At 62.0% G+C, this 10,772-nt stretch carries 10 protein-coding genes; 4 read left to right on the forward strand and 6 right to left on the reverse strand.

Translation table 11 applies throughout. The annotated features are described in order from the left end of the window. Window positions 1–5: 5 nt before the first annotated feature. The 4 genes from I8N66_RS13915 (at window position 6) to I8N66_RS13930 (ending at window position 4,429) form a co-directional block, all read left to right on the forward strand. Window positions 6–1,283, forward strand: coding sequence for an L-fuconate dehydratase (locus I8N66_RS13915; RefSeq protein ID WP_113537426.1), 1,278 nt, complete (start codon window positions 6–8; stop codon window positions 1,281–1,283). Window positions 1,284–1,489: 206 nt separating this feature from the next. Beyond that, the gene (locus tag I8N66_RS13920) at window positions 1,490–2,467 is read left to right on the forward strand and encodes a C4-dicarboxylate TRAP transporter substrate-binding protein (protein WP_113537425.1); all 978 of its coding nucleotides are present in this window, start codon (window positions 1,490–1,492) and stop codon (window positions 2,465–2,467) included. Window positions 2,468–2,609: 142 nt separating this feature from the next. Next, window positions 2,610–3,119, forward strand: coding sequence for a TRAP transporter small permease (locus tag I8N66_RS13925; RefSeq protein WP_113537424.1), 510 nt, complete (start codon window positions 2,610–2,612; stop codon window positions 3,117–3,119). After that, complete coding sequence (locus tag I8N66_RS13930; protein ID WP_113537423.1) at window positions 3,116–4,429, forward strand: TRAP transporter large permease; 1,314 nt, start codon at window positions 3,116–3,118, stop codon at window positions 4,427–4,429. Before I8N66_RS13925 ends, I8N66_RS13930 begins: the two co-directional genes overlap by 4 nt. A gap of 272 nt (window positions 4,430–4,701) precedes the next feature. On the opposite strand, the gene I8N66_RS13935 is transcribed toward I8N66_RS13930, so the two are convergent. The 6 genes from I8N66_RS13935 to nosZ form a co-directional block, all read right to left on the reverse strand. Beyond that, window positions 4,702–5,673: an FAD:protein FMN transferase gene (locus tag I8N66_RS13935; RefSeq protein WP_113537422.1), complete on the reverse strand. Its 972-nt coding sequence runs from the start codon at window positions 5,671–5,673 to the stop codon at window positions 4,702–4,704. After that, a complete protein-coding gene (locus tag I8N66_RS13940; protein ID WP_113537421.1) occupies window positions 5,666–6,214 on the reverse strand; it encodes a nitrous oxide reductase accessory protein NosL in 549 nt (182 codons plus the stop codon). The genes I8N66_RS13935 and I8N66_RS13940 overlap by 8 nt, the downstream gene beginning before the upstream one ends. Continuing rightward, on the reverse strand, window positions 6,211–7,038 hold the full coding sequence (locus tag I8N66_RS13945) for an ABC transporter permease (protein ID WP_113537420.1): 828 nt from the start codon (window positions 7,036–7,038) through the stop codon (window positions 6,211–6,213). The genes I8N66_RS13940 and I8N66_RS13945 overlap by 4 nt, the downstream gene beginning before the upstream one ends. Continuing rightward, entirely contained in the window at window positions 7,039–7,956 is a 918-nt protein-coding gene (locus I8N66_RS13950) for an ABC transporter ATP-binding protein (RefSeq protein WP_113537419.1), read from the reverse strand. A gap of 2 nt (window positions 7,957–7,958) precedes the next feature. Continuing rightward, window positions 7,959–9,326 (reverse strand): nitrous oxide reductase family maturation protein NosD, encoded by a 1,368-nt coding sequence (locus I8N66_RS13955; protein WP_291154520.1) that lies wholly within the window; start codon window positions 9,324–9,326, stop codon window positions 7,959–7,961. Next, window positions 9,323–10,772: TAT-dependent nitrous-oxide reductase (gene nosZ / locus I8N66_RS13960; protein WP_291154522.1), on the reverse strand; the 1,450-nt coding region annotated here is incomplete at its 5' end. The genes I8N66_RS13955 and nosZ, both read right to left, overlap by 4 nt.

Consider the following 10,772-nt stretch of genomic DNA (forward strand, 5'->3'; position numbering starts at 1 on the left):
TGACCATGACCCGCATCACTGACCTGCGCGTCTTCGACCTGCGCTTTCCGACCTCGCAGAGCCTTGACGGTTCCGATGCGATGAACCCGGACCCGGATTACTCCGCGGCCTATGTCATCCTCGATACCGACAAGCAAGGCGTTGCGGGCCATGGTCTCACCTTCACCATCGGCCGCGGCAACGACATTTGCTGCATGGCGATCAAGGCCATGCGGCATTTGATCGTCGGCCAGGATACATCAGACATTCTCGCGCACCCCGGCCGTTACTGGCGGCACCTGACCAGCGACAGCCAGCTGCGCTGGATCGGCCCGGAGAAAGGCGCGATGCATCTGGCGACCGGCGCTGTCGTCAACGCCGTTTGGGACCTGCTCGCCAAGGAAGCGGGCAAGCCCGTGTGGCGGCTTGTCGCCGACATGTCGCCGGAAGAGATCGCCGATATCGTCGACTATCGCTACATGACCGACGTTTTGACGCGTGACGAAGCGGTCGCCATCCTCAGCAAGGTCGAACCCGGCAAGGCGCAGCGCATCGCGACACTCGAGAAGGAAGGTTATGCTTGCTACACGACGTCGGCGGGCTGGCTCGGCTATGACGACGATAAGCTCCGGCGTCTCGCCCAGGAGGCGATCGACGAAGGCTTCAACCATATCAAGATGAAGGTCGGCCGAGACCTTGCCGACGACATCCGGCGACTGACGATCGCCCGCGAGGTAATCGGGCCGGACCGCTACCTGATGATCGACGCCAACCAGGTCTGGGAGGTCGGCGAGGCGATCGACTGGGTCAAGCAACTCGCCTTCGCCAAGCCGTTTTTCATCGAGGAGCCGACGAGCCCCGACGATGTTGCCGGTCACCGCAAGATCCGCGAGGCGATCGGGCCGGTGAAGGTGGCGACCGGCGAAATGTGCCAGAACCGCATCATGTTCAAGCAGTTCATCGCCGAGGGCGCGATCGACATCGTCCAGATCGACTCTTGCCGCATGGGGGGACTGAACGAGGTGCTGGCGGTACTACTCGTCGCCGCCAAGTACGGACTGCCTGTCTGGCCGCATGCCGGCGGCGTCGGCCTTTGCGAATACGTGCAGCACCTGTCGATGATCGACTACGTCGCCGTCTCCGGCACGAAGGAGGGACGTGTCATCGAATATGTCGACCATCTGCACGAGCACTTCGTCGATCCCTGCGTGATTGAAAACGCGGCCTACATGCCGCCGCAACGGCCGGGCTTCTCCATCGAGATGAAGCCGCAATCGATCGCGGAATACACATTCCGGGGGTGATTCACAGATTCATATAAGAATAAATAATTCAAAACTCTGAAGCCGGAGCGATGGTCCATCGCTCCGGCTTTTTTGCTTTTGTGTCTGGACAGTGCGAAGCGCTGGCGGGAGGCGCGGTCATTCACTCTTGACGTATAAGTTCATTCATGAATAGATCATTCATCCGTTGTGCGTTCCGGAGGGGAGTCCGGAAAGAGGAGGAACTGATGAAGACCTTGATCGTCGCAGCCGCTCTGGCTGCCCTTTCCTGTTGCGGCATTGCCAATGCGCAGGAGTACAGCCTGCGGTTCTCGACCTCGCAGGTGAACCCCAACGAGCCCATCGTCAAAGCGATGAAGACCTATGCCGAACGTGTCGGCGAACGCTCCGGCGGTCGCATTGCCATCACGGTCATGACGGGTGATCAGCTTGGGGCGCAGAAGAAGGTCAACGAAATGGTCATGAGTGGGGCGAGCCTGCTCAGCGCCACGGACTATGGCCAGCTCGGCCAGTTCGTTCCGGATCTGTCGATCCTGGCCGGACCCTATGTCTATCCGGATCTCGCCGCGACCGACCGTCTCTTCGCCTCGGATCTCTACAAGGAGCTGTCCGGCAAGCTGGAAGCGCAGGGCATCAAGATCATCATGCCGAATGGCCTCTTCGGCTATCGCCATATCATCGCCAACAAGCCGGTGCGCTCACCGGCCGACCTTGCCGGCGTCACAATTCGCGTGCCGTCCTCGCCGATCATGATGGCCACCTTCGGCAACTATGGTGCCCGCCCGACGGAACTGCCCTGGGGCGACGTCTACAACGCCCTGCAGACCGGTGTCGTCGACGCGGCCGAAGGTCCCTTCGGCTCGATCGCCGGGGCGAAGCTGAACGAAACCCGCAAGGTGATTTCGAAGACCGGTCACCAGATCATGTTTACGGCCTGGGTGGCTTCCAGTCAGTTCTTCAACGGCCTGCCGGAAGACCTGCAAAAGATCCTGCTCGAAGAGGGGCAGACGATCGCCAAGGAACTGACTGAGATGACGCTTGAGACCGATGATGCATACGCCAAGCAGCTCGCTGCCTCCGGCGTCGAAATCGTCACCGACATCGACGTTCCGGCCTTCATCGAAGCCTCGCGGGCGGCCTACGAGAAGGTGCCGAACATCACGCCCGGGATGTACGATCAGGTGCAGAAGGCAATGGCCGAGTAATGCTGGGCCGGGCGTGGCTCGAACGGCTACGCCCGGACATTCTTTCGCGCGTCGAAGCGCGATGACGCCAGGCCGCGCGGGCATGTCCGCCCGCTCAGTGCCGCCGCTAATCCCATTCCGCCCCTAGGACTTCGAGGCAACCATGGAAACGTCACCACCGGAGGAAGCAATTCCTCTGCTCAGCCTGCGTCGCGCCGATGAGGCGATCGGCGTTGCGGCGCTGCTCGTCATCGTCTTTTCGATACTTTGGGGCGTGATCAGCCGGTACATCTTCCCGCAGCCGGCTGCCTGGACATACGAACTGGCGATCATGGCCTTCGCCTATCTCGTCTTCTTCGGCGCAGTCGCCGGTGTCCGCCTCGGCACACATGCCGCTATCGACGTTCTCGTCGCAGCCTTCCCCGAGGGCTGGCAGAAGGCTGTCGCCTGGTTCAACTATCTTCTGTTGGCGCTTTTCTTCATCGCCATGACGGTGCTCTTTGCGTGGCAGGCCTGGACCTCGCGGCATGTGCACACGATCGCGCTCGACCTGTCGCGCAGTCTTTCCTACGGGCCGCTCGCACTCGCCTCGGCCGGCATGTTGGTCCAGCACCTCATTACCGAAAGACCCTGGACCGCCCGCCTGCATCGCAATGTGGAATCGCTGATATGACCTTCTTCCATCTGGCTGGCCCCTCGCTCCTGGTCGTCGTTCTCTTCCTGCTGTCGACGCCGATCACCTGGGCTATGGCGATCGGAGCGCTCGCCTTCTTCGTCATCAACATGGACATGATCCCGCTGGCGAACTTCGCCCAGGAAATGGCGGAGGGCAGCCAATCCGTCTCGTTGCTGGCGCTGCCGCTGTTCGTGCTTGCCGGCTGCATCATGAACGCATCGGGGATCACCCGGCGCCTGCTGGCGCTCGCAGACGTGATGGTCGGCCACATGACCGGGGCGCTGGCGCAGATGTGCACCGTGCTCGGCACCTTGCTCGGCGGTCTGACCGCGTCGGCAAACGCCGATGCTGCGATGTTGGCGAAGACCCTTGGCGTCGAAATGGCGGAGCGAGGCTATAGCCGCGCCTTCGCGGCGGTCATCACTTCCTCGGCCTCCATCATCACCAGCCTCATCCCGCCTTCGATCGGTCTCATCGTCTATGGTTTCCTGGCGGAAACCTCCATCGGCCGGCTCTTCGCAGCCGGTGTCGTGCCGGGCCTGGTGCTCGCTGCCGGACTGATGATCACCACCTATTTCATCGCCCGCAAACGTGGCTACAAGCCGCTCCGCAAGGAGCGCGCCACGCGGGCGGAGGGCACCCGGGCGCTGATCGACGGGCTTTGGGCATTGTCGATCCCGGTCGTGATCTTCGCGGGCACGCGCTACGGCATCTTCACCACCACCGAAGCCGGCGCCGTGGTGGTCGTCTATGTGCTTTTCGTCGCCGTCTTCGGCTACCGCGAATTCACGCTTCGGCAGATCCCGGAAGTGCTTGCCGAGTCGGTCCGCGATTCCGCCGTCGTGATGATCATGATCTGCGCGGCCGCGGCCTTCGGCTTCTATCTCGCCTGGGAGCAGGTGCCGCAAGCCATGTCCGGCTGGCTGGGCGGGGCAACCGACAATCCGCTGCTCATGCTGCTCCTCATCAACGTTCTGCTGATTGTCATCGGAACGGCGATCGAAGGATCGGCCGCGCTCATCATCCTGACCCCAATGCTGATCCCGATCATCGACGGTGTCGGCATCGATCGCGTGCATTTCGGCGTCGTCTTCATCACCAACCTGACGATCGCCGGCATCACGCCGCCGGTCGGTGGGTTGATGTACATCTCGTCGATGGTGCTGAAAGTGCCGATGATGGCCTATGCGCGCGAGGTGCTGCCTTATCTCGCGATGATGATGGTTCTGCTGGTGATGCTCAGCATGTTCCCGCAGCTGTCACTGTGGCTTCCGAACCTCGTCTACGGAACGAGTGCCGTGCAGTAGCGTACGCTCAGAAGGCCCTCCGCGCCGACGGAGGGCCTTACGGCAGCGGAGACGTTCGACCGGCCCCGTTACCCTGGGTTCGTGGCAAACCGCTTCGACACGTTCGGGCGACCGATGGCAAGGAGCGCAGTCGGGAAGCCAGGGGCAGCCGGCGTGTGAGAGACCGTTCAATCGGTCGGTCGTTCGTTTTCAGAAACGCCGACGCGCGCCCAATCAAGCGGGCTCCGGAGTGATCTGTCTGTCCATGAGTTTCGCTAGCCGATCGGGCCTTATCATTGGCTCTTGAGATGCACCTCGACCGAGGTCTGCTGCCTTGCCAATGCATCGATCTCTTCGGGCGCCATCAGCGAAAACGCCGTCGAAAGGGCATCAGCCGTCGAAGCCTCCGGTGCAACGACTGAAACGCGAGAATACCGCTGTGCGGTGGTGCCGCTCCGTGGGTCCAGGATGTGGCTGAACCGGCCATCGGCGTCGAACTGGAACCCTTGTCCGGAGGAGGTGGCGACGGCGCGGTCGGTGACATCCAGGGTCGTATCGACCGCATCCGCATCCTCAAAATCGGCAAGTCCGATCCGCCAGGGCTGCCCGTCGGCCCGTGCGCCGATGGCACGGTTCTCGCCCATGTCGACGAGACTGCTGGTGACACCGGCCTCACGCAAGAGCGCGACGACGCGATCTGTCACGTAGCCCTGGGCGATGCCGTTGAGCGTCAGTGCCATGCCTCGGCGAGAGAAGGCGACGCGATTGCGGTCGACGCGTACCTGCCCGAAATCGGCGAGGGCCAGCGCCTCGCGCACCTTTTCCTGATGAGGCCCGGCAGGGTCGGCGTCGAGCCTTGCGAAGTGTCGGGCATAGAGCGCCCAGAGGGGCTGTATCGCGGGCTCGAACCGGCCGCCGGTAAGGACGTGAAAACGCCTCGATATCTCCAAGAGTTCGACGAGCTCGGTCGGCGGGGCTGCAATGGCGCCCATGCGGTTCAGTTGGCTGAGGGCCGAATCCTCGCGATAGAGGCTGAAGATATCCTCGAGGCGGCGAACCTCTGTCACCACTCTGGTGACAAGCACCTTTGCTTGCGCGCGGTCTTCATGATTGAGGACAAGCATGGCCGGCGCGCCTAGAGCCTGACCGTGCCAGACGACAGGTTCGACCGGCAGCGCTGCCCGGCCTGTTCCGCGCAGCAGCGGCAACCCGGCGAAAGCCGCCATGATCGTGATGAAGCGCCGGCGGCCGACAGGCTTAGCCATGGTCGTGTCCTCCCGGTACTTCGGCCTCATCGCCGTTTCCTTCGCCAGCGCCCAGGATGTAGCTTTCGGGAAGATCGGCGAAATGCACGATGCGGCCACCATTCTTGGCAATGAAGGCCTGGGCAGCTTCCTGCGAGGAAAAGGGAACCGCTTCTTCCGCGCCCATACCGCCTCTAAGCCGGCTGTCGATGACGAAAACTGCCTTGCGCGCGTCGATCCAGTTATCGGCGCCGGGCTTCTCCCAACTCGGCGCCTTGCCCATGTCGGATACGTAGATGGCGGCGATTTCCTTCGGCTCGTCCGGCAGCATCGTGAAGGCAACGGTGTCGCGGGCCGACGAAAACCAGATGGCTTCCGGTATCTTCTCAAGGATGATCTGGCCCTTGGGGCCGGCGTGTTCCAGAACATTCATGCCGCAATAGCGGCCCATGGCATCCTGGGTGAGGGCATAGGGCGCAGGCATTTCTGCCTGTTCCTTGTTTTCGCAGGCAGCAAGCACCAGCGAAGCTGCGACGATGAGGGCAAAGCGGACGGGTTTCAAATGTCCCTCCTGGAGAAAAGCAGGGTGGCAAGAGCGAGCGGTGCGGCTGTCCAGACGCAGAGTGCTGTAAGCAGGACCTCGCCCGTGAGGATCGAATTCTTGGCAACACCGCCCATGCCCGAGAGCGCAGCAGCGCCGCCGCTGCCGAGATTGAGAAGACGGTAGGCATCGGTGGGGTTGGCGAGAAGCAGGAAATCGAGCAGCCCGTCCGGCAGTGAACGGCCCTGTGCCGCCACGAGCCCGCCGAGGAGAGCCATGTCGTAGATCAGCACGAAGAACAGCCACAGGCCGATGGCAATGCCGCCCGCAGTGCTGCGCTCACCGGCACTTGCACTGATAAAATATCCGATTGCCACGAAGACCGCGCCCAGCAGGACGGAAGATCCTGTCATGGAAACGAAAGCCAGCCAGCTTTGCGCGTCCGTTGCACCGCCCATCAAGGCGAGTGCGATGGCGGCTGCGCCATAGCCGCAAATGGTCGCAAAGCACAGGATGGCGATGTGGCCGAGGAACTTGCCGAACACGATCTGGCCCCGCCCGATGGGGTAGCCGAGCAGCAGCAGCATGGTGCCGCGTTCCACCTCGCCAACGATGGCATCGTGAGAGATCAGAAGCGCGATCAGTGGCACCAGAAAGATCGTCAGGCTGGAAAGGCTGACGATCACCACGTCGAGACGGCTTGCCCCGACATTGCCGGTGGGCGCGCTTCCGAGAAACGTCAGCGTCAGCGCGAGTGCGGCGAGGACCAATGTCGTGGCAAGGACCCAGCGATTGCGCATGCCTTCGCGAATTTCCTTGGCTGCGATGATCAGGATGTTGCGCATTTACGCCGCCTCCTGGCTGTTCAGGAAATGAGCGTAGAGATCGTCGAGTGTCGGCTCTATCATCGTCAGCGTATCGATACCGGAGGCGGCATCGCTGAGGCGATGCAACAGTGGAAGTCTTTCGGCATGCGCCACCTCGGTTTCCAGGCTGCCGTCGCCTGCTTCCGTCCAGCGGACGCCGGTCCTTTCGAGAAGATCAGGTCTTTGGCCGGAGTCCGATCGCACCCGGATCCGGGACGGGAGGCTCGCGATCCGCCTGAGGTCGTCGATGGTGCCATCTGCGATCTGCGAGCCGCGATTGACGATGATCACGCGCCCTGCGCGATCCTCGAGCTCCCCAAGCGCATGCGAGGACAAAAGGATCGTTGTTCCGCCGGCACGCAGTTCATCTATGAGGGCGTAGAAGTTGCGCCGCAGCGCCGGATCGAGACCGCTCGTCGGCTCGTCAAGAAACAGCACCTTTGGTGCGCCGAGCAGCGCCTGCGCCAGGCCGAGCCTTTGCCGCATGCCCTTGGAATAGGTGCGGATGGGACGGTCCGCGGCGCTGGCCGCAAGCCCGACGCGCTCGAAGAGTTCGTCCGCGGACCTCACGTCCACCCGCTTCAGGCGCGCGTAGAAGGACAGGGTTTCGCGTCCCGTCAGTGCCATATGAAAAGACACGCTCTCGGGCAGGTAGCCAAGCGCCCGACGGACGCCGAAGTCGCCGTTTGCCGGATCTTCGCCGAGGACGCGAACCTCGCCGGATGTCGGGCGGATAAGCCCGAGCAGCAGCTTGATCAGCGTCGTCTTGCCGGCACCATTGTGGCCGACCAGCGCAACGGTCTCGCCTTCGTCGAGGGTGAAGGAAAGCTCCCGCAGGGCATCCACCTTGCCGCCGTATCTTTTTGAAACCCCTTTGACGCTAACGGTCGAGGTCATGGTCATTGTTCCTTTCGTGCCGGCATCGCCATCAGCGGGTGGCTGTCGGTGACGCCGCCGGGCAGAAGTGCTGGAAACCGGGCCTGGGCCCAGCGCACGACCTGAACGGCGGGGCTGCTGGTCAGCACGCGCGCCTGCGGTGCCGTCCAGAGCACCCGATCGATCAGATCGTTGGGGCGATAGGCGTTGTCGGAGATGCCGTCGCCGTCGAGATCGAAGGCCGGATTGTCGCTCCAGTAGTTGCCGCGCCCATCCTCGGACCAGTCGAGATAGCGGGCGCCGACATATTTCACCTGGTTGCGATTGCCGACGAAAGCGTTGCCGCTCAGCTTGTTGCTTTCAGAACCTGCGGTGAAATGGATGCCGATCGCACAGCCCTCGAACAGGTTGTCACGCAGGCGGTTCTTGTTGGCGTTGTAGATGAAGACGCATTTGTCCGGACCGGGGCGCATGCCCGTTTTGTCTTCGACGGCTTCGCCGTCTCCTGCTGGAATGCCGTGCTCCTGTGAACGGACGCCGCGCTCGTCCCAGCGCGAGATGGGTTGCAGGCGTCCTCTGACGATGTTGCCTGCAATGGTCGAACCGTTGGCGTAATTCAGAAGCAAGCCGTGGTCGCGATCGCCATCGGAGACGTTACCGGTGATCTTCAGCCGGCTGGAGAACATGATGGCATAGCCGACGGAATTGCCGGTGGAGATGTTGTCGCTGATCTCGCTGTCGTTCGTGTACATGTAATGGATAGCGAAACGCAGATTACTGAAGCGGTTGCCGCTGAAGACGTTGCGTTTGCTTGCGTTGGTCGCGATGCCGTCGCGCCCGAAACTGATGTCGTTTCCGGTTACCCGAGCGCCCGGCGCATTCCAGAGCGTGACGCCATTGCCAGTTTCGCTCAGCCGGCCTTCGCCTGTGCCGATGATGACGTTGTCGCGGGCAATAGAGTTCTCAGCGCCATGCAGATAGATGCCGTAAAGATTGCCGTCGATCCGGCTCTTTTCGACGACGGCGCGCTTGGCGCTTTGCGCGACGAAGACGCCCGAATTCATGTCTTCGAGCGAGCTGCCCGATCCCGAAACGGTAATGCCGCTGAAGACCACGTCCTCAGCGGTGATGGTGACGACGCTGCCCTTGCCGTTTCCCTTGATCGAGGCGCCCGGTTCGCCGCGCAGCGTGAGTGGCACGCCGATCGTGACCGGGCCGAAGAACTCTCCCTTTTCCAGCACCAGTTCATCGCCCGGCTTGGCAGTATCGACGGCTTGCTGGAGGGACGATACGGCAGTAGGCGAGAGGCGGATCGTTTCCGCTCCCGCCGTTGCCGGGATGGCGGCGACTGCCGCCATCCCGAGCAATGTCGCCTTGTGGAGACGCATCATGCCTTCTTCGGCTCCACGAACATCCGGCCCTTCATCTCCATGTGCATGGCATGGCAGAACCAGGAGCAATAGTACCACCACACGCCGGGCTTATCGGCGGTGAAGGTCACGGAAGCCGTCGCCTGCGGCGCAACTTCCATGTTGATGCCGTAGTTGATGATCGAGAAGCCGTGCGTGAGATCTTCCACCTCGTCGATGTTGGTGATGTAGACGGTCACCTCATCGCCCTGCTTGACCGAGAAGCTCTCCAATCCGAAGGCGGGCGCGGCCGATGTCATGTAGACGCGGACCTTGTTGCCGTCGCGGATCACTTCGGAATCGATCAGAAGGTCGATGTTGTCGGCCTTTGCCTGGGCGACCGCATCGGCGAAGAAGCTGTCGTCGCGGCTCCAGATGCTGACCGGGTTGATCTTCGAGTTGTGAACGATCGTCGCGTCATGCGGCTCGGCAAACGTCGGGTTGTCGTGAACCAGCACCATCTCGTCGCCGGAGATGTCGATGAGCTGATCGTTCTCGGGCTTCAGCGGGCCGACATTGAGATAGCGGTCCTTCGAGAACTTGTTCAGCGAAATCAGCCACTTGCCATCAGCATCCTTGGTCTGGCCCATGGATGTGTGGTTGTGGCCGGGCTGATACTGCACATCGAGCTTCTGCCGGATCGGGTTGACCTTTTCGCCCTTGTAGGCGCGCCTTGCATCCTCAAGGTTCCACTTGCAGATCTGGCTGTCGATGAAGAGCGTCGTGTAGCAATTGCCCCGACCGTCATAGGCGGTATGCAACGGACCAAGCCCGAGTTCTGGCTCGGCAACGACCGTGTCACGCGGCTTGATCTTGTCGTCGAAAAGGTCGTCGAACAGGCGCACGTCCATGACGGTAACGGTCGGCGACAGCTTGCCGTTTGCGACGATGTGAATGCCATCCGGCGCCGTGTTCATGCCGTGCGGGCCATTGGAAACCGGGATGTAGCGGGTGTAGGGCGAACCCTTGCGGCCGTCGACGACCGGGACGCCGCCCATTTCCTTGAAGTCGCCTTTCGCGACCGCTTCCTCGATGCGCTTGAGGTTGAAGACGACGATCCAGTCCTGGTCCTTCGCCATCATCTCCGCGAGGTTCACGCCTTCTTCGGAGTTGTAGCAGGTGGCAAAGGCATATTTGCCCTGGTAGTCGGCGTCGACGTTATCGAGATTGCCGTCGACCATGACCTGCCACGCGACTTTCATCGTGTCGCCGTCGATCGCCGAGAAGATCGCGTGATACTGCTTGTGGTCGTCGAGAACCGAGCCGTCGTTCGGGATCGGCACGCGATCTTCGCCATTGGCAAAGACGTAGCCGGTGCGCGGGTACTTCTGTACGCGCAGGCCGTGAACCGTGTGCTGGTTCGGCAGCTGTATGATCTTGTCGCACCTCATCACGTCGAGGCGGATGCGGCAGACACGCGTGTTGGCC

Origin of the sequence: Ensifer sp. SSB1, assembly GCF_016652895.1 — a bacterium.
GTDB lineage: Bacteria > Pseudomonadota > Alphaproteobacteria > Rhizobiales > Rhizobiaceae > Ensifer.

Excerpts from the sequence above, each read along its gene's own strand:
- I8N66_RS13915 (WP_113537426.1), top strand. The coding sequence starts at position 6 with ATGACCCGCATCACTGACCTGCGCGTCTTCGACCTGCGCTTTCCGACC.
- I8N66_RS13920 (WP_113537425.1), top strand. The coding sequence starts at position 1,490 with ATGAAGACCTTGATCGTCGCAGCCGCTCTGGCTGCCCTTTCCTGTTGC.
- I8N66_RS13925 (WP_113537424.1), top strand. The coding sequence starts at position 2,610 with ATGGAAACGTCACCACCGGAGGAAGCAATTCCTCTGCTCAGCCTGCGT.
- I8N66_RS13930 (WP_113537423.1), top strand. The coding sequence starts at position 3,116 with ATGACCTTCTTCCATCTGGCTGGCCCCTCGCTCCTGGTCGTCGTTCTC.
- I8N66_RS13935 (WP_113537422.1), bottom strand. The coding sequence starts at position 5,673 with ATGGCTAAGCCTGTCGGCCGCCGGCGCTTCATCACGATCATGGCGGCT.
- I8N66_RS13945 (WP_113537420.1), bottom strand. The coding sequence starts at position 7,038 with ATGCGCAACATCCTGATCATCGCAGCCAAGGAAATTCGCGAAGGCATG.
- I8N66_RS13950 (WP_113537419.1), bottom strand. The coding sequence starts at position 7,956 with ATGACCTCGACCGTTAGCGTCAAAGGGGTTTCAAAAAGATACGGCGGC.
- I8N66_RS13955 (WP_291154520.1), bottom strand. The coding sequence starts at position 9,326 with ATGATGCGTCTCCACAAGGCGACATTGCTCGGGATGGCGGCAGTCGCC.